Below are 18,619 nucleotides of genomic sequence, written 5' to 3'. Positions count from 1 at the left end.
GGTGAAGAAAGGCTGGATTCAGCAAGGTATCCAGGAGTATTGGAAGCGGTTGCCGGAGTTGAGTATTACGGAAATTAAAGACTCGACGCCGGCGAAGGAGGCCCAAAAGGTGCGATCGCTCCTCCAGTCTCAAGACAGGGTGATTGTGCTATCGGAATGGGGCAAGGGCTACACCTCGTTAGAATTTGCTGACTTTATTCGCCAAGCCGGAGCCACGCCCCTCGCCTTTATCATCGGTGGGCCGGACGGCGTTGGAGAAGAGATGCGAGCCCAGGCCGATCACCTAATCAGCCTATCGCCCATGACCTTTACCCATGAGATGGCGCGGCTATTTTTGGTCGAACAACTCTACCGAGCTAAAGCTATTCTCAATAACACCGGCTACCATAAGTAATTCTTTGCCTAGAGACGCGACGATCGCGACACATAACCATGCGCATTCCATTCTTCACCTTGATCACCCCTCTGTCTGTCGTAGCGACCTTAGCCCTGGCTGCACCCGTCCAAGCCACCACCGACTTGTCTAAGCTAGAGCGATTGCCCTTGAGAGTTGATGGGCAAACGATTGGGCAAGTTTTTGAGGCTAGTCGAGGACGTCTAGCCCCGCTATCTATCCCGATCTCTGAGGAGATGAACTCAGGGAGAGCGATCGCCCTAGAGGCTGACTTGCGGAAGCAGGGGGAGAGCAGCACGGCTGTGTTGCTCGATCAGCAGGGATCCCTGGATGACAATGACGAGCCCTCCCCAGCGGATGGGGGTGTGTATGATGTCTATTCCTTTGTGGGCCGAGCTGGGCAATCCATCAATCTCAGTCTCACCAGCCCAGACTTTGATACCTACCTGGTTTTGATTGGCCCCGACGGCACCCTGATCGCCGAAAACGACGACATTAATTCGTCTAACTTCAATTCCGCCATCAATACCTCCTTGCCTAGCAACGGAGACTATATCGTGGTGGTGACATCTTTTGCCCCTGGAGAGCGTGGCGTCTATCAGGTGCGGATGACCACCGTTCTGGGGACTGGCGATCTACAAGCCACCTTGCGCTGGGATAGCACCCATGATCTGGATCTGGCGGTGATGGATCCGGATGGAAACATTGTGGCGTTTGATAACACACCGGTCTCCAGCGGTGGGCAACTGGATGTAGATGCCAATGCTCTCTGTGAGGGGGTTACGAGTGCGCCGGTGGAAAATATTTTTTGGCCGGCTGGGCAGGCTCCGGCTGGAGAATATGTGGTTGCAGTAAGTCTATACACCCGATGCAATGAGAGTGTGGGGACGATTCCCTTTACCCTAACTCTCACGGTGCAGGGCAGTACGGAGACGCTCACCGGTGTGGTCGATGAGACGAATGATCTGGTGACCTTCACGACAGCGGTTTACTAAGCCTCGGGGATCGGGGGGCTGAGGGGAGCTTGACGCGCTCCTCCTAACCCGAAGGGGTAGGGGCGGAGATTCCTGGTTCACAGACCCCTTCGCTAGAGTAGGCGATCGCGCCTGGGAGATTCCCCATCAGACACCCCGGATCCCGGTGCGAGGGTTGATATACTAAAAGCTCTAAACGTTTTGATTAGGCACCGTCTGGGTAGACTATGCAGCCAACTGATCCCAATAAGTTCACCGAAGAAGCGTGGCAAGCCATTGTCAGTTCTCAAGATGTGGTGCGTCGTTTTCGCGGGCAATATCTTGAAATTGAGCATGTGCTGATTGCCCTGCTTGAACAGGAGGGACTAGCAGGCAAGCTGTTAGCCCAAGCCAGCATTGAGGTTGCTGGCCTCAAACAAGTCCTCGAAGCCTTTATTCAGCGACAAATCCGCGCCTCGGACACCAGCCAGCTTTATCTGGGGCAAAGCACCGACCAAGCCCTCGACCAAGCTGAACTGTCTCGCAAAACCTGGAAGGATGACTATATTGCCGTGGAGCATCTGCTGCTAGGCATTGCCGAGTATGAGCGGGTTAATCGGCGCATTCCCCGTATGGCGCTCGATTCGCGACAGCTTGAAGCGGCCATTAAGGCCACCCGAGGCACCCAGCGCGTGGAGGATCGACGGACGGAGTCTCGCTACAATGCCCTCGAACGCTTTGGTCGAGATCTGACGGAGCAGGCTAAGGCCGGCAAGCTGGATCCGGTGATTGGGCGGGATGAAGAAATTCGTCGGGTGGTGCAGGTGTTGTCGCGCCGCACTAAGAATAATCCGGTGTTGATTGGGGAGCCGGGGGTGGGCAAAACAGCGATCGCTGAAGGGCTGGCACAGCGGATTATTAACGGTGATGTGCCCGAATCGCTGAAAAATCGTCAGCTTATTACCCTCGATATGGGCTCGTTGATTGCGGGGGCCAAGTATCGCGGCGAGTTTGAAGAGCGGCTGCGATCGGTGCTGCGGGAGGTGACAGGATCGGATGGACAGGTGATTTTGTTTATCGACGAACTGCACACCGTTGTGGGCGCTGGCGGCAGTCAGGGCACCACGGATGCCAGTAATTTGCTCAAACCCATGCTGGCTCGGGGGGAGCTGCGCTGTATTGGCGCGACGACGATTGATGAATATCGTAAGCACATTGAAAAAGACGCGGCCCTAGAGCGGCGCTTTCAGCAGGTGATGGTGGGGCAGCCTAGTGTGGAAAATACCATTTCTATTCTGCGGGGGCTGAAGGAGCGCTATGAAGTCCACCACGGCGTTAAGATTTCCGACTCGGCCCTAGTGGCGGCGGCGACGTTGTCTGATCGCTACATCAGCGATCGCTTCCTGCCTGACAAAGCCATCGATTTGGTGGATGAAGCTGCGGCCAAGCTGAAGATGGAAATCACCTCCAAGCCCGTGGAGCTAGAAACCATTGAGCGCCGCTTGATGCAGCTTGAGATGGAAAAGCTGTCGTTGGAGGGGGAGGGCGATCGCCTCGGGGTTGCCTCGCGGGACTATAAATCATCCCAAGATCGGCTTGAACGCATTGACAGCGAAATCTCAGACCTAACGGTGCAAAAAGATGGCCTGAGTTCTCAGTGGGAATCCGAGAAACTTATCCTCACGGAAATCAACCACCTCAAGGAAGAAGAAGAGCACCTGCGCCTGCAAATCGAGCAGGCAGAACGGGCCTACGACTTGAATACCGCCGCTCAGTTGAAGTATGGTCGGCTGGAAACCGTGCAGCATGACTTGGAAGCCAAGGAAGCTGTCCTGATTGACATCCAGTCTCGGGGAGAAACCATGCTGCGTGAGCAGGTCACCGAGGCCGATATTGCCGAAATTGTGGCCAAGTGGACGGGCATTCCGGTCAACCGCTTGCTGGAGTCGGAGCGGCAAAAGTTGCTGCAGCTCGAATCGGTGCTCCACGAGCGAGTGATTGGTCAAGACGAAGCGGTGGCAGCGGTGGCGGCGGCCATTCGCCGGGCCCGGGCGGGCATGAAAGATCCGGGGCGACCGATTGGCTCGTTCCTGTTCATGGGCCCCACGGGGGTGGGTAAAACCGAACTGGCGCGCACCTTAGCCGAGTCGCTGTTTGACACGGGCGAGGCCCTCGTGCGGCTGGATATGTCGGAATATATGGAGAAGCATTCGGTGTCCCGCTTGGTGGGAGCGCCTCCGGGCTATGTGGGCTATGAGGAAGGGGGGCAGCTTACTGAAGCCATTCGCCGCCATCCCTACTCGGTGCTGCTGCTGGATGAGGTGGAAAAAGCCCATCCCGATGTGTTCAACATTTTGCTGCAGGTGCTGGACGACGGGCAGGTGACCGACTCCCAGGGGCGATCGGTGGATTTCTGCAACACCGTGATTGTCATGACCAGCAACATTGGTTCCCAATACATTCTGGATGTATCTGGGGATGATGAGAAGTATGACGAGATGCGATCGCGCGTGCTACAGGCATTGCGATCGCACTTCCGTCCTGAGTTTCTCAACCGGGTGGATGACATTATCCTGTTCCATCCGTTGACCCTGAAGGAACTGCGGAAAATTGTCAGCATCCAGATGCGCCGCATTCATCGCCTCTTGGCCGATCAAAAGCTCAGCATCGAACTCACGAATGCAGCGGAGCAATATATTGCCGATGTGGGCTACGATCCGGTCTACGGGGCGCGACCGCTAAAACGGGCCCTGCAGAAGGAGTTGGAAAATCCCTTGGCCACCCAAATTCTAGACTTAACCTTTACCGAGGGCGACACGATCCTGGTAGACGCTGGCAGTCAGGGCTTAACCTTCTGTAAAAAAGACGTTGCCGTGGCAGAACCGGTGGCCGCTGAGTGATGCGGTCGCGGGTAGGGAAATCCGCATCCGGCCCGGTAGGGCTATCCCGCTATGGTGGATCTAACCGTGAGGGGGAGCGATCGCCCACTATTAGACATAGTTGAACCTAGTTGAACGAGTTGCGTTGTTGAACGTTGAACCCTGCGTTAAGCCGACGGTTGTGACCGGTTGAACCGTCACTCTGTGGCTTAGATGCTGTCCTGGCTGTTTCCACGGCGCGGAATGTCCAGGCTGACCCTCCCTATTCTTTTACAGTACTTTGACGAAACCATGACCACCATCCTGGAACAGGGAAACATCAGTATCCATACTGAGAATATTTTCCCAATTATCAAAAAATGGCTGTACTCTGACCACGAAATCTTTCTGCGCGAACTTATTTCCAACGCGGTAGATGCCATCAGCAAGCTCAGCATGGTCTCCCGTCGTGGCGAATATTCTGGGGACATCAGCGAACCCAAAATTCAGATTTCTATTGATAAAGACAACAACACCCTATCGGTCACCGATACCGGCATCGGTATGACCGCCGATGAGGTGAAGAAGTACATTAACCAAGTTGCCTTCTCCAGTGCCGAGGAGTTTGTTCAGAAGTACAAAGATGCCACCGACCAGCAAATTATCGGCCACTTTGGCCTAGGCTTCTACTCCTCCTTCATGGTGGCCTCGAAGGTGGAAATTGATACCCTGTCCTACCAAGACGGTGCCCAGGCGGTGCATTGGTCCTGTGATGGCAGCACCCAGTTTGAACTGAGCGAATCCACTAGGAGCGATCGCGGCACCACCATCACCCTGCACTTAATGGAGGAGGAGAAGGAGTACCTAGAGGACTACCGCATTAAGCAGTTGGTGAAAACCTACTGTGACTTCATGCCGGTGCCCATTCTCTTGGGCGACGAGCAAATCAACAAGCAAAAAGCACCCTGGAAAGAATCGCCGAGCAACCTCACGGATGAAGACTACCTAGAGTTCTACCGCTATCTGTATCCCTTCCAAGATGAGCCATTGCTCTGGGTGCATTTGAATACCGACTATCCCTTTGTGGTCAACGGGATTCTCTACTTCCCCAAGCTCAAACCCGATGTAGACATCACCAAGAGCCAGATCAAGCTGTTCTGCAACCAAGTGTTTGTCAGCGACAACTGCGAAGAGGTGATTCCCCGCTTCCTGCTGCCCCTGCGCGGCGTGATTGACAGTGTGGATATTCCCCTCAACGTTTCCCGTAGCTTCCTGCAAAACGATCGCACCGTGCGGCGCATTGCCGACTATATCGCCAAAAAGGTGGGCGATCGCCTCAAGGAACTCTATCGCGATGACCTGCTGGAATATGTGCGCTGTTGGCAAGACCTAGGCACCTTCGTCAAGTTTGGCTCGTTGAACGACGACAAGTTCAAGAAGCAAGTTGAAGATATCCTCATCTACCGCACCACGGCGGATCTCAGCCCTGACCCAGCGTCAGAATCCGTGGCGGTTGAGGTACAGACGGCTGAAGGTGATGTGTGGGAAGCTCCTGCCGGTGATGCTCCAGTGGTTGCCAAGGATGGGGCAGGACAGTTCTACACCACCCTCAAGGATTACCTAGAGCGCAACCAAGCGAAGCATGAGAATCGAGTGTTCTACTGCACCGATCCAGCAGCCCAGTCCACCTATGTGGAACTGCACAAGAGCCAAGGGCTAGAGGTGCTGTTCTTCGACTCCTTCATTGATACCCACTTTGTCGGGTTCCTGGAACGGGAATATTCTGACCTGAGCTTCTCTCGGGTTGATGCGGAACTAGATGACTCCTTGCTGAACAAGGACAAAGAAGCGGAAATCGTCGATCCCAGCACCAACAAAACCCGCAGTGAAGTGGTGAAGGAGCTATTTGAGCAGGCCTTGCAGAAGCCCAAGGTGACCATTCGTACCGAAGCGCTCAAGTCTGATGATGCCAAAACGCCGCCGGCCATGGTGCTGCTGCCGGAGGCCATGCGTCGGATGCGGGATATGACGGCCATGTTTGAACAGAAAACGGCGGAATTCCCCGATGAGCATATTCTGTTGGTGAACACCGCCCATCCGCTGATCGACAACCTGCTGAAGCTCCAGCAAGGGGCGATCGTCACCAGCGAGGGTGATTCTCCCTCGGCGCAGTTGGCCAATATGCTCTGCCACCATGTGTATGACCTAGCGCTGATGGCTCAGAAAGGCTTTGATGCGGATGGTATGAAAGACTTCGTGGCGCGATCAAACCAAGTGCTGACGCAACTCACTAAATAGAAACTCACGAGTCGATGATCATCCGGCGGGCCCTGCCCGCCTTTTTTGTGGGCATGTCCGAGTCGATGACTCCAACGTGAACGCTTGAGATTAGCAAGATTTCAGCGCCATCTAAACGAGGGCGATCGCTCCCCATAATGTAACAAAGCAGACATATTGAGTGAACTGGTTACTTCAGCCTTCTTGAAGAACCGTGTGGTTCTTCTAAGGATTCGTTACGTTTCTTTGGGATAAAAGCGATCGCTGATAATCTCAAAACACAATCGATAACATTCCTGATTAAACAGGGTTTATAACGTATGAAATCTTCAAATCACCTAGGCCAGTCCCTCTCATTAGCAGGTCTTTTGCTGGTGGTCAGCATCGGCATTATTGGATTGATGACGCTGCAAAGTGGTGGTCTCCAATAGAGAGACCGCTTGGGTGATGGCGGTGGAACGCTTGCCCCTGACCTATCGTTGTCTTGAGACTGGGTGTGGTCGCCGACCGGTTGAGCCCAACACAATCAGGATGAATCGATCTAAACTTGCTCTAGCTGTTGTCTATTTATTATGTGCTTAGATGCCCTCAGACTGGTTTGCACCATCTGGGGGTTATTTTTGTGCCATGGACGGGTCTAGATCCGCTGCAACAGGCTCAGTCCGTGGGTGTCTGTACCGCCGGTTTTCAGCAACCCATACTGATTGGCCAGATCTTGGATCAGCCGAGTTTGGCGGGGGCTGGGTGTCCAAGGGCTGGGATTGTTGTAGGCGTAGAACACCTCAACGCCGTCGATGCCCAAGGTGGCGGCGGTGTCGATCAGGTCTTGGGGCGATCGCCGATAGCGATCCGGATGGGCCAAGACGGCAAGCCCGCCTGCTTGATGCACGGCGTTAATCACCTGGGTGGCTTCGTAGTCCAGTCCTCTAGGGGCTCTCTGTTGCAGGTAGGGCTTCAGGGCGGTGTGGCTGGGCTCAAAGCCGTAGCAGAGAATATGGACTTCGTTGTCCAAAAGACCGGCACTAATTTCCATCCCTGTCCACAGTCGGGGCTGGGAATCGGCGGGCGCAACCTGGGCCAAATAGGCTTGAGCTTGGTCGTATCCACGAACGGAATGGTGATCGGTGATGGCTAGACCTTTTAGACCAAGGGCGATCGCTTGATCGATTACCTGCCTGGGACTCAGCCGTCCATCGGAGCAGGTGGTGTGCAGGTGAAAGTTGTAGCTTCGGGGGCAACTGGTGGCCGTGAAATGCTCAAAGACTTGCCTTAACGCATCAACATCTTGGGCTGCCCGATGATCGGTGGACTCGTACACAACGTTAACAGCCATGGTTTATGCCTTAAGAGAGACGATGTATTGCAGCATGGATACACTCGTTTCTACTATAACGAACTCCATGAACAACTTGTCACACGCTGTAGTATGTCCAGGGAGACCATCAACACTGGGGTTAGGGCTGCTGCCAAGCCCGGTTCAGCGCTAGCCAGGTGGGTTGGAGGCGAGACCACGGCGATCGCTCCCGGCAATGATTCTGCCAGGCTTGGGCGATCGCGCCTAGGGCCGTTGAGGGCGATAGGGCTAGGTGCTGAAAACGATGGTGATGCTGGAGGGCGATCGCTAGGGCGGCCACATCGGCACCGTTGCCCACGCTATGGACGCCAATGATTTGGCCATCGGGCTTGAGGATCACTTTCACGAGGCTTGTCGTTTGCCCAATGGTGCGATCGGCGTCGCTAGGGAAGGGATTGATGCCCACCCAAAGATCATCGCCGTACCGCTGCCGGGCTTGGGGTTCGGTCAGACCAATGCGGGTAATCGTCGGGCTGGTTTGGATCGTGATAGGAATTTGGTGGTAGGGCACGGTGCGCTTGCCGGGATAGCAGAGGTTGTGCAGCAGAATGTCGGCCTCAGCTTCGGCGATGGGGGGAAAGGCATAGCCGCCTAGCCCGTCACCGAGGGCATAAATCTGGGGATGGGTGGTGCGCAGGTGGGAGTTGGTGATGATGCCGTTCTGCGTCCACTGTACGCCGACAGCCTCTAGGTTGAGCGATCGCACTTGGGGTTGCTGGGTATCGACCAGGAGGCGATCACCTTTGTAGATCTGACCGTTGACCTGTAGGCGACAAGCCTGGGCATGGCCATCAACCTGCTCTGGATGACCTAAGACAATCTCGATTCCTTCAGCTTCTAGCTGGGCGGCCATTAAGGCCGCAATCTGGGGATCTTCAGCAGGCAGAAGGCGTGGGGCGGTGATGAGGGTGACGGATTGGCCAAGGCTGTTCAGCGCTTGGGCTAATTCAACGGTTTGGGGGCGATGGCCAACAATCAACCAATGGATGGGTGTGGAGGGTAGCGGTTGCTGCCAGAGCGATCGCACCGTTGTGTAGGGCATGGCATCGATACCGGGGATCGAGGGAACCACATCTTCCGTGCCGGTGGCAATGCTATAGGCCCGCGATCGCAGGGCCCGTCCTCCCGCCACCACCGCCATCGGTCGTCGCCGAAACTCTGCTGGGCCTGGCACCACATCTACTCCCATTTCTGCCAGGCTAGCTAGGGCTCTGGAGGGCGGTTGCTGTCCCCATGTCTGTCGATCGCGGAGCGTGAGAAGCGGCGCGATCGCCCATCCCTGTTGCGCCTGCTGCTGGGCCAATCGAGCTGCCTGCACTAAGGCAGCATGGCTACCTTGAGCCGTTTGCTGTAGACGATCCACCTCGGGCCAGCCGTCTACCAGGGCAACTCGTAGGCCCCGTTGCGCGGCCCGTTGCGCCATGCTGCGTCCGGCTGCACTACCCCCCAAAATCACCAGATCGTAGTCTATGGTCATATATCCCTTCCAGCGCCTCACTTATCTTAGACGTCTCTTAGGCGTCTGAGCGGCTAGGAGGCTGCACCCATCGCTGTAAGGCGCTGAAGCTGATCTCTGCCCCCAAGGACAGAATCGCCACCGGCACGGCTCCTACTAGGAGAACCGAATTATCGTAGAGGGCGAAGCCTAGGACGACGAAGCTGCCGAGACCACCGGCTCCAATGAAGGCAGCTAGGGTGGCGCTAGCGATCGCTTCCACCGTTGCAGTTTTGATGCCCGCAATCACCACTGGCAGAGCTAAGGGAATTTCAATGCGGCGGAGCACTTGGGCATCTGGCATCCCCATGCCGCGGGCCGCTTCGCGAATGGCGGGATCAATGGTGCGAAAGGCAGCGTCGGTGCTAATTAAAATCGGCGGGATCACCAAAATTGTCAGGGCCAGCATGGCAGACTGCGTACTCAGCCCTAGGTAGGGAATAGCTAGAAAAAGGATAGCCAAACTAGGAATCACCCGCAGGGCATTGAACCCATTGATGAACACTACCGACGCCCAAGGCGATCGCGCCGTCCAAAATCCTAGGGGTAACCCCAGCCCCATACCAATGCCCAGGGGCAACAAGACCAGCAGCATGTGCTCCTGCAGGGCTGACAGCAAGCGATCGGAGTTCATGACTCCATACTGAAAGGCATCTGTTAAAAGAGTCACACTAACCAACCTGTTTCATCTTGATCTTGGCGGCGACGCTGGGCCTCAAAGGAGTTGTGGGCCCGAGCTTTCATTTGGCGATCGCACCAAGCTGCGAGGGCATCTTCAATGGCTATATCACGATCTGGGGTGAGTCGATCCACAGCGGCCAATAGATGGGTATCAATATATACAGAAACGTGCTGCTTGGTCATAGGTTTTTGTAACAAACCGTTTATCACTATTTGTAACATTCTGGGTATCAACCCTGATGGCTCTCACGAAATACTGGGACTCAACAGCGATCGCATCCAGGTAATCTCTCAGATCAATGTTACAAATTATCCGAAGTGTTGAGAAATACATCGAACTGATGCTCAATTGAAGCAACTAGGGCAATCTTGAATATAGGGCAGTCAAACATTGGTTCTCGACCACAGTATCGTTCCCAATGATGCGGTGGTTCGGCAGGATAGTTGAAGCATCTCGCCCCTTGATGTTCAACCACCTGGTTCTTGTTCCGTTTGATATTGTCTGTGATTGGGATAACTGCATCACCTGTCTATAGCTCCACTCATCTACCCCGCATGACCGAGCATCTAAGTCGCTGTCGTTTTCTAGGCTCGTCATGGTTTAAATTCCTAACAATCACCTGATCGGGTAGGCAACAGCGCTAAGAGTCTACCATCTAATATCCTCAGGGGTTGGGTTAGTCACGATGACGTTGGCGTTTATGCCAATCGAGAGGGGTGCTTACTTCAGCACGTTAGCAATACAATGGGCGCGATCGACCCGATGGTTGTTGAACGGCTTTGATGTTGATTCATTTATCCCTGTACTCTCATTTCCCAATATTTGCCATGTACGCCATCAATCAAACCCTGGAAAAGAGCATTATCGAGGCTGATGGACGCTATCTTGATACGGCCGAGCTTGCTCCTTTAGAAGCGTATCTGCAAAGCTATGCCAATCGGGTGAGTGCCTATGAGCATCTGCGGGAACGTAGTGCCAAGATGGTGCTGCAAGCCCTGCAGAAAATGGCGCAGTCTAACCCAGAGATCATTAAGAATCATGGCAAGCGCTGTCAGTATGACATGAGCGAAGTTCTTCGCTATACGGCTTTGTCTATCTTGCGCGATGATGAGGTGTTTTTCAACGAGCAAATGATGTCGTGGCTGGATACGATTATTTTGGCCTATCGACGCACCCACCATTGCTCCACGGCCTATCGTTATTTGCAAGATATTGTGAACCATACCCTGCCACCGGCAGAGAGTGATTTGATTCGTCCCTATTTGGATAGCGTAATTTCTACGCTCCAATCCCACGCATAACAACGCAGGGCTGGGGGCAGCGCCGCCAGCCTTAGCCATTCGCAACCGTGAACGATTCCCCCATCGTAAACAGGCCGAAGGTTTTGATTGCTCCAGTTTGAAGGTTTGCTCAAGGCGATCGCTGCCCAAGCAAACAATCAGTAGATGTCATTGACCCAGCTAGTTGATCTGATGCACAACGAGGGATCTGCCTTGATTCAGATCTATGGGGTCAGCATTCAATCGTGATGCATCGCCTGTTTCAGGAATTTTGGAGACTTGAGTTATGAATGAATTTCAGCCAATTACGGTGAGCCGTCGTTCGTCGCGGGAAGAGCGGGAAATTGCGTTGATGCAGATTTACCGCCAAGTTTTAGAACGGGTTCCTTACAGCTATGAACGCAAGGCCATGGCCAAAGTCGAGCGTGATTTTCTATCCGATAAGATTGGCGTGCGCCGCTTTTTGAAGGAACTAGGCCATTCCCGTGTGTACCTTGATTCCTTTTACTACAGTTCAGCCAACCTGAAATTTTTGGAACTCTGTTTTAAGCATTTCATGGGACGGGCACCGCTCAATCAAGATGAAATTCGCGACTACTGCGACATTTTGATGAAGCAAGGCGTGCATCATGTCATTACCGCTATTTTGGACTCCGAAGAATACCGCAAGGTGTTTGGCTGCTTTACGGTTCCCTATGCGCGGCAGACCAAATACTATGAGTCACCCAAGGCCTACCTGGAGTCTGACATTCTCAACCATGAGCATATTGCTCAGCGGGGCCGGGCCGTACCCACCCTCTACTGGCATCAGTTGGGGCTCAACTGTGAGGGCGGCGTTTGTATGACGATTGAAGGTGAAAATCCAGCTCTGCAAAACTACCATCCTGAAATGAAGGAAGCGGAAGTTCCTCAAGGAACGAGAATTCAGAAAGAACTGCTGGAGTTGCTCCATGGTTTAGATGCTGTTGAAGCCCAGCGTTTGGTGGCGTCTTTACATCGCAACCAGAATCGCGCTTAGGTACCTCCTAAACTGCGAGTCACCATGGGTCGGGGTGGACGGAATCCGCCCCGATTTTTGTATGCATGGGATTACCTAACCCGAGGTCGATGATGTTGTGCGTAGAACATCTTAGGGAGCGCATAACGCATCAAAGCCTTACGAGACGGTGCATTGCTGCGTCTAACAGCACCCTACGACTCAGTAGGTGGACTCCATTCAATGAAAGCCACCGCTTTTTGACGTCGCTCAAACCTCTTCCTATAAGGATTGGAGCGTTTCGACGTCGCTCAATGCTTGCCAATTGCTACGTCCTCCAGCTTACCCTTTGGGTAATGACCGATACCGTTCAAGCTGAGTCTGTCTAACGCACGTTTGGTTTAGGTTTTGTTGCGTTTTCTGGGAGCGCTGAGGGCCCCAAACCTCTGTGCTAGGCTGAAGTCCGTAGGAGCACTGCGGCGCTGGAGGTCAGGTTTTGGCACACTCCTGGTATGTCAAGGTTCAACGGTTTTGGCGGAAATATCTTTGGGGGCGGCGCATTAAGCCTCAAGAGCTGCGCCATTTTCAGGCAAGTTTGCTAGACGAATCGCGGCTCGACCTCAATTTTGTAGTGCTGAGCGTAGGTTCCTGTGCGATCGCCACCTTTGGGTTGCTATCCAACAGTGCGGCGGTGATTATTGGCGCGATGATCATTGCGCCGTTGATGTTGCCCATTCGCGCTATGGCCTTTGCGGCCCTAGAAGGAGACCTCGATCTGTTTCGTCGGGGAATGGTGTCGGTGGTCGTAGGTACGGCCATTGGGGTTGGGCTGGCGGCCATCCTCGGATTTATGATGAACTTGCCGGAATATAGCAGTGAGGTGCTGGCGCGATCGCAACCCACCTTGCTTGATCTTGGCATTGCAGTAGCGGCAGGGGGCATCAGTGGTTTTGCTAAGGTGCAGCCGAAGGTGTCCAATGCTCTTGCTGGAACCGCGATCGCTGTGGCCTTGATGCCGCCGGTTTGTGTGATTGGTCTGGGGTTGGCCCAAGGCAATTGGCAACTGAGCTTGGGGGCATCGCTGCTGTACCTAACGAATTTATTAGGGATTACCCTAGCTTGTATGGTGGCCTTTTTGATTGCCGGCTATATTCCCCTAGCGCGGGCACGGCGGGGGCTGGGGATAGCGATGGCTTTAACAGGGGTGTTGCTGTTGCCCTTGGGTATTACCTTGGCTCGTTTGGTGCAGCAAGTCAACCTAGAATACAGTTTGCAGCGGGCATTGCTCGATCGCACGATTACCTTTCAGCGCACCCAATTATTGTCGTTGGATACTAACTGGTTGAGTTCACCGCCGGAGGTGCGCTTAGTCGTGATTGCCTCAGAACCGTTAACCCCCAATCAAGTCAAGCTGCTGGAAGACTTTGTAGAGCGGGAAATGGATCAGCCCTTCCGACTGATTTTTGAAATTAATCAGGTTCAAGAAGTGCGACGACGCCCTATCGAGCAGTTTGGTCAAATTGCTCAGCGGGCTTTCCCGTTGCCGGTAGATCATCATCGTCTACAGCCTACGCGCCCGGCCCGCTAACGCAGTTGACAAAATTTGCGATCGCGATCGCGGTTGGGTTCTTGCCAAGAGTAGGCAAAGTGGCTAACGGCATTCACGCGGGGGGCGGCTTGGCGAATGGCCTGCATTTGTACTTCCAGGGACGGGCGATTGCTGATAGAGCTACCCCAGAGACCCGCTAGCACTGGCTTGACTTGAGTGCCCGCTGGCGCTTGGCTTACGACCCGGAGAACTTGGTTGGTAATGCAGGCACTGTTGCCGCAGGTGGCGTAGGACATGGGATGCCATTCTAGGCTAGCAGGGAAACGATCCCAGGGCTGCAGGCGAGAATCGTAGCCACTGCGCCCGACGGTTTGGTTGCCATCTGGAAAGAAGACGGCACCACCGGGTAGATTGTAGCGATCGCTGGCCAGGGTGCCCACGGCCAGAAAATCAATCACGCCTTGCATGGCATGGGCAACACTTAGGTACCACAGCTCTTGCTGCAGCATGGGACGTAAGCGATCGCTGGGGGTATTGGCGATGCTAGCCGAGGGAATCCGCCCTTGCCAAAGGGGCTCTGTTTCCTGGGGATGGAGGCTTTTGACAGCGTCGATATCGCCATTGGTGAGATAGCCTTGGGCTAGAAATCGGCGGATCAGATCCTGCCCGCGTTGGTTCGATGCCCGCTGCAGTAGGGTTTGCTGCGAGGCTGAGCCATAGATCCATAAATCTTGCACCTCATCAGCGACAGAATCTGTGCCGGAGCCCCGAGGGTAGCGAATATAGTCAAACAGAATGCCGTCGGGGCGGCGCTGGGCGATCGCATCCACGGCTGCGTAGAAATCTTGCTTGGCCGTCATGTTGTAGGGATCGATGAAGACTTCTTCCCCACTGCCTCCCTCGGAATTGAGACCGGCCTGGGAGCGAGCCGTGAGGCTGGTTTGTCCACGACCGTTATAGGCCAACACCGATTGGCGATCGCTGCGTTGCCCATAGGTATAGCCAAAATTCATCGTGAACACCCAGGCATAGACCGTGAGTCCCCGTTCCCGGCCCTTAGCGATCGCCTCTGCGAGCAGATCCGTCGTTTCGTAGCCTGGCGTGCGAATCACCGACGGCCAAGGGGTTGTATTGGTAGCCAGCGGCAGCAAGATCTGACCGTTGTACAACGCTTCCACATAGACACGGTTATATCCCTTGTTCACCACCTCATCCATCAGGAGATCCATGGCTCCCGGCTGGGCATCACAGGGATAGAGCCGCACCCATAGGGCTTGTTCTTGGGGCCAGGTGCGACTGCGGCAGTCCCGAAGCTGTTGGGCATGTTGGCCCATCAGGGTTTTGTATTGATCCTGGGCCGTGGGATCGCCTTGGAGGGCAAGCTGACGGAGCTGTTCTTTTTGCGCTACGTCGCTGTCGGATAACTGGCAGTAAGCACTACTTTGGGCCACGCTGGGCCGCTGGAGCACACCGATAAAACTGCTGGTGATCAAAGCGATCGCTGCTAGGGCAAGCAGGAGACTGCGCCGGATTTGGCGGCTAAAAGCTAGAGGAGTCAAAAGCCAACGCATAGGTGTCTTCTGTAAATGATTTCAATCAGTGATTGCAATGCATCAGTTATGGTGGACTGCTCAGAGGTGGACTGTTTAGAACGTCCTAGTGTTCCGCGATTCCAGCCGAGAGGCTGATGGGCTGACCCATGTTTTTCCTGATTCTTCAGCCCCTGCTCCTACAAGGATAGAAAGGGATTAAGAAAAGTGCGGCTGCTTTCAAAGCCCTTCTACCGAATTGGGAGAGGGGTTTGGGGTGAGGATCTTCAAGGTGTGTCCATCAACCAAGCCGAGAGATCACAACTCATCTCGATAGACTAGCCTACCCAAGGGACAACAATCCACTGGCGATCGCCTCTTTTGTATTCAAGGGCTGGGGATCTGAATCCGGGGTTTCAGGGTAGAAGATGTGGGGAGCGATCGCTGGGGCCGGCAACGGTTTGAGGTCAACGGTTTTAGATCAAAAAAAGGGAGCCGTAGCTCCCCGTTCACTCGTATTGTCGTCTTGTCTTTTGAAGGAATCCAGTTCGTCATACCCCACGAACCAGAGGTCTAGCATGATGGAGCGGCGGGATCTATAGACCGGTAAACCAGCTTACCAACCCTTGCCCTGCGAAGGCTTCAAACAAGAGCATGGATACAAAACCAATCATTGCAAGCCGACCATTAAGGATTTCAGCATAGGGGGTGAAGCCGGTGCGTGCTACTTCATCCACATACATCTGAGGCTCAACCGCGAAGTTGTTGAGCTTGCCTTGGTCGTCCACAATGTTGCCAGTTCTCATGAATCTTTGCCTTTTACGGTTGTGCTTTTTATTTATGAATCTATTGTGTAACGTTTTGTGAAATTTTGCAACTATTTTGTTAATAATTCTTTGAGGGCGATCGCTCCTGCCTGGGATTGTCCCCGGATTAAGCGGTTGGGGGGCATAGGTTTCCGGGCGGAGGGTGATAGAGTAATGAGTCTAGACCTGAACTGGGAAAGCTGGTGTAAGTCCAGCGCTGTGCCGCAACTGTAAAGGCCGCGATCGCCGCCTAACAAAACTTGGATAGACCCCTGCGCTAGTCCGGGTTTAGGGTTTGATCATTGCGCCGAAGCCAGAATGCCAGATTTGGGTCATGACCGAGTTAACAACCTCCCTGCGTCGCACGGGGATAAGGAGCATCATGACCGATCCACAACCGTTACTTTTGGTTGGCCACGGCACCCGCGATGCCGACGGTCGCCAAACGTTTTTAGATTTTGCTAGCGCCTTTCAAGCCAGCGATCTGTCCCGCCCGGTGATTCCTTGTTTTTTGGAATTAACCGATCCCTCCATTCAGGCGGGGGTCGATCTCTGTGTTGAAAAGGGCTATCGGGAAATGACAGCGCTGCCGGTGCTGCTGTTTGCTGCCCGCCATAATAAATACGACGTCACCAACGAGCTAGACATTGCCCGCCAGCGTCATCCCGGCATCAAGATTCACTACGGTCGGCATTTTGGCGTCTCGCCGCTGCTGATTGACCTATGGCGCGATCGCTTAGCCGTTGCCGATCAGCAAAGCAATATTCCCCGAGAGGAATCGGTGCTGCTGTTTGTGGGCCGGGGCGCATCTGACCCCGATGCCAATGGCGATGTCTATAAACTGGCGCGTTTGCTATGGGAAGGCAGTGGCTTTAAGGGGCTAGAAGTTTGCTTTAGCGGCATCACCCACCCGCGTTTAGATCCAGGCTTTGACCGCGTTTGGACATGGAATCCCAAACGGGTGGTAGTGCTGCCCCACTTTTTATTCACCGGCGTGTTGGTGAAGCGCATTCAAGACACTGCCGAGCGTCAGCAACGCCATCGCCCTGATGTGCAGATTCAGTCCCTTGCCGAAATTGGCTTAGATCCGATCTTGTTTGACCTGGTGCGCGATCGGGCCCAGGAAGCCCAGACGGGTCAGGTGATGATGAACTGCGAGACCTGCAAATTCCGGCGGGCGGTGAGTCAGCAGTTGGTGGGTCTGGGACAGGATGATCTGCCTAGCCATGACCATGGTCACGATCACGGTCACGCCCATGGTCACGATCACGGGCACGGCCATGCCCACGGTCACGGTCACGGTCACGCCCACGGTCATGATGCTCCCGACCCCTACGCCCAGGAAGCCGACTATCACGATCGCGTTTGGCAGGTGCCCTAGCGGTGCAGGAGTCGAATCGACATCAACTCTATGTAATTGGCATGGGGCTAGACGGCGTGGCAGGCCTGTCGGATGTGGCGCGATCGCACCTGCTGACCGCTACCTGCATCGTCGGCCATCCCAGCTATCTCAGCCTGGTAGCCCACTGTCCAGCGGAGCAGATTCCCCTTACTGGTGCGGTGCAGGATTGGATCGAGGTATTACGTCAGCACCTTCAGGAGCGATCGCTGGTGTTGCTGGCTAGCGGCGATCCGCTCTACTTCGGCATGGGTCGGCTGTTAATGGAGTCCCTCGATCGCCAGCAGGTGGTGTTTTTGCCCCACGTGAGTTCCGTGCAGTTGGCCTTTAATCGCCTAGGCATTCCCTGGCAGTCGGCAACGGTGGTCAGTGTCCATGGTCGTAGTGCCGATCATCTCGATCGGGCCCTGCGGCAGAGCAAAACCCCCATCGCCCTGCTCACCGATGGTGACCATACTCCCGCTGCGATCGCTCAGTTGATTGCGGATTTGCGGTTGCCCGTGTCCTACCGTCTGCATGTCTGTAGTCGTCTGGGGGCACCTGATGAAGCGATCGCTACCTGTTCCCTGGATGAAGCCGTGCAGCGCGAGTTTCCCATGCCAAATGTGGTGGTGCTGGAGCGGCAGGCAACGTGTCCCAATCTGGCCACCACGCCGCTGCTGGGGATTGCCGATGGCGATTTCTACACCTTTGAGGATCAGCCGGGACTGCTGACCAAGCAGGAAGTGCGGGTGTTGGCGATCGCCCTGTTGCAGATCCGACCGGGGTTGACCATTTGGGATGTGGGGGCGGGTACCGGCTCTGTGTCCATCGAACTGGCGCGGCTGCTGCCCGATGCTCGCGTGATCGCCATTGAAAAGACGGCCGCAGGCGTGGCGTTGATTCAAGCCAACTGCGATCGCTTTGGTGTGGCTAATGTGACGGTAGTGGGCGGCAGTGCGCCGGAGGCCCTGCAGGATCTACCGCGTCCCGATCGCATCTTTATCGGTGGCGGTGGGGCCCAGTTGTCCGAGATTTTGACCGTATGCGGCGATCGCCTGCAGCCAGGGGGACGCTTAGTGGCCAGC

At 54.7% G+C, this 18,619-nt stretch carries 15 protein-coding genes and 1 riboswitch; of the genes, 9 read left to right on the top strand and 6 right to left on the bottom strand.

Annotated features, from left to right (window positions below; genetic code table 11):
- The 4 genes from V6D20_02585 to htpG form a co-directional block, all read left to right on the top strand.
- Positions 1-394: 23S rRNA (pseudouridine(1915)-N(3))-methyltransferase RlmH (locus V6D20_02585; GenBank protein ID HEY9814680.1), on the top strand; the 394-nt coding region annotated here is incomplete at its 5' end.
- A gap of 38 nt (positions 395-432) precedes the next feature.
- Positions 433-1,389 (top strand): pre-peptidase C-terminal domain-containing protein, encoded by a 957-nt coding sequence (locus tag V6D20_02580; GenBank protein HEY9814679.1) that lies wholly within the window; start codon positions 433-435, stop codon positions 1,387-1,389.
- Between the two features lie 206 nt (positions 1,390-1,595).
- A complete protein-coding gene (clpB, locus tag V6D20_02575) occupies positions 1,596-4,247 on the top strand; it encodes an ATP-dependent chaperone ClpB (protein HEY9814678.1) in 2,652 nt (883 codons plus the stop codon).
- A 270-nt stretch (positions 4,248-4,517) separates the two neighbouring features.
- Positions 4,518-6,503: a molecular chaperone HtpG gene (htpG, locus tag V6D20_02570; GenBank protein ID HEY9814677.1), complete on the top strand. Its 1,986-nt coding sequence runs from the start codon at positions 4,518-4,520 to the stop codon at positions 6,501-6,503.
- Positions 6,504-7,119: 616 nt separating this feature from the next.
- On the opposite strand, the gene V6D20_02565 is transcribed toward htpG, so the two are convergent.
- From V6D20_02565 to V6D20_02550, 4 genes are all read right to left on the bottom strand, one after another.
- Entirely contained in the window at positions 7,120-7,815 is a 696-nt protein-coding gene (locus V6D20_02565; GenBank protein HEY9814676.1) for a PHP domain-containing protein, read from the bottom strand.
- Between the two features lie 121 nt (positions 7,816-7,936).
- Positions 7,937-9,313 carry an NAD(P)/FAD-dependent oxidoreductase gene (locus V6D20_02560; GenBank protein HEY9814675.1) on the bottom strand — a complete coding sequence of 459 codons (1,377 nt, stop codon included), beginning with the start codon at positions 9,311-9,313 and terminating at the stop codon, positions 7,937-7,939.
- 37 nt (positions 9,314-9,350) lie between these two features.
- Complete coding sequence (locus V6D20_02555; GenBank protein ID HEY9814674.1) at positions 9,351-10,001, bottom strand: ABC transporter permease; 651 nt, start codon at positions 9,999-10,001, stop codon at positions 9,351-9,353.
- The gene (locus V6D20_02550) at positions 9,998-10,195 is read right to left on the bottom strand and encodes a hypothetical protein (protein HEY9814673.1); all 198 of its coding nucleotides are present in this window, start codon (positions 10,193-10,195) and stop codon (positions 9,998-10,000) included. Before V6D20_02550 ends, V6D20_02555 begins: the two co-directional genes overlap by 4 nt.
- Before the next feature lie 645 nt (positions 10,196-10,840).
- Here V6D20_02550 and V6D20_02545 point away from each other — a divergent pair.
- The 3 genes from V6D20_02545 to V6D20_02535 all read left to right on the top strand — a co-directional run bounded on the left by V6D20_02545 (position 10,841) and on the right by V6D20_02535 (position 13,857).
- The gene (locus V6D20_02545; GenBank protein ID HEY9814672.1) at positions 10,841-11,314 is read left to right on the top strand and encodes a hypothetical protein; all 474 of its coding nucleotides are present in this window, start codon (positions 10,841-10,843) and stop codon (positions 11,312-11,314) included.
- Between the two features lie 265 nt (positions 11,315-11,579).
- A complete protein-coding gene (locus V6D20_02540; protein HEY9814671.1) occupies positions 11,580-12,311 on the top strand; it encodes a phycobilisome rod-core linker polypeptide in 732 nt (243 codons plus the stop codon).
- Positions 12,312-12,765: 454 nt separating this feature from the next.
- Positions 12,766-13,857, top strand: coding sequence for a DUF389 domain-containing protein (locus tag V6D20_02535; GenBank protein ID HEY9814670.1), 1,092 nt, complete (start codon positions 12,766-12,768; stop codon positions 13,855-13,857).
- On the opposite strand, the gene V6D20_02530 is transcribed toward V6D20_02535, so the two are convergent.
- Together V6D20_02530 and V6D20_02525 are read right to left on the bottom strand one after the other, a co-directional pair.
- Positions 13,854-15,377, bottom strand: a complete 1,524-nt coding sequence (locus V6D20_02530) for a hypothetical protein (protein ID HEY9814669.1) — start codon at positions 15,375-15,377, stop codon at positions 13,854-13,856. The genes V6D20_02535 and V6D20_02530 overlap by 4 nt on opposite strands.
- A gap of 566 nt (positions 15,378-15,943) precedes the next feature.
- On the bottom strand, positions 15,944-16,153 hold the full coding sequence (locus tag V6D20_02525; GenBank protein HEY9814668.1) for a chlorophyll a/b-binding protein: 210 nt from the start codon (positions 16,151-16,153) through the stop codon (positions 15,944-15,946).
- Between the two features lie 160 nt (positions 16,154-16,313).
- Positions 16,314-16,498: riboswitch (cobalamin riboswitch) on the top strand.
- A gap of 37 nt (positions 16,499-16,535) precedes the next feature.
- Here V6D20_02525 and V6D20_02520 point away from each other — a divergent pair.
- Positions 16,536-17,534, top strand: coding sequence for a sirohydrochlorin chelatase (locus tag V6D20_02520; protein ID HEY9814667.1), 999 nt, complete (start codon positions 16,536-16,538; stop codon positions 17,532-17,534).
- Positions 17,519-18,619 (top strand): precorrin-6y C5,15-methyltransferase (decarboxylating) subunit CbiE (cbiE, locus tag V6D20_02515; GenBank protein HEY9814666.1); only part of this gene is annotated, 1,101 nt, incomplete at its 3' end. The genes V6D20_02520 and cbiE, both read left to right, overlap by 16 nt.

The sequence above is a fragment of the Candidatus Obscuribacterales bacterium genome, from assembly GCA_036703605.1.
Taxonomy (GTDB): Bacteria; Cyanobacteriota; Cyanobacteriia; order RECH01; family RECH01; genus RECH01.
The sequence above is the reverse complement of the archived record's forward strand: the minus strand, read 5'-3'. Positions and strand labels throughout refer to the sequence as shown.

What these genes read in the sequence shown, in the direction of transcription:
- V6D20_02560 (HEY9814675.1), bottom strand. Translation starts at nt 9,313, where the DNA reads ATGACCATAGACTACGATCTGGTGATTTTGGGGGGTAGTGCAGCCGGA.
- V6D20_02545 (HEY9814672.1), top strand. Translation starts at nt 10,841, where the DNA reads ATGTACGCCATCAATCAAACCCTGGAAAAGAGCATTATCGAGGCTGAT.
- V6D20_02540 (HEY9814671.1), top strand. Translation starts at nt 11,580, where the DNA reads ATGAATGAATTTCAGCCAATTACGGTGAGCCGTCGTTCGTCGCGGGAA.
- htpG (HEY9814677.1), top strand. Translation starts at nt 4,518, where the DNA reads ATGACCACCATCCTGGAACAGGGAAACATCAGTATCCATACTGAGAAT.
- V6D20_02580 (HEY9814679.1), top strand. Translation starts at nt 433, where the DNA reads ATGCGCATTCCATTCTTCACCTTGATCACCCCTCTGTCTGTCGTAGCG.
- V6D20_02565 (HEY9814676.1), bottom strand. Translation starts at nt 7,815, where the DNA reads ATGGCTGTTAACGTTGTGTACGAGTCCACCGATCATCGGGCAGCCCAA.
- clpB (HEY9814678.1), top strand. Translation starts at nt 1,596, where the DNA reads ATGCAGCCAACTGATCCCAATAAGTTCACCGAAGAAGCGTGGCAAGCC.
- V6D20_02525 (HEY9814668.1), bottom strand. Translation starts at nt 16,153, where the DNA reads ATGAGAACTGGCAACATTGTGGACGACCAAGGCAAGCTCAACAACTTC.
- V6D20_02550 (HEY9814673.1), bottom strand. Translation starts at nt 10,195, where the DNA reads ATGACCAAGCAGCACGTTTCTGTATATATTGATACCCATCTATTGGCC.
- V6D20_02520 (HEY9814667.1), top strand. Translation starts at nt 16,536, where the DNA reads ATGACCGATCCACAACCGTTACTTTTGGTTGGCCACGGCACCCGCGAT.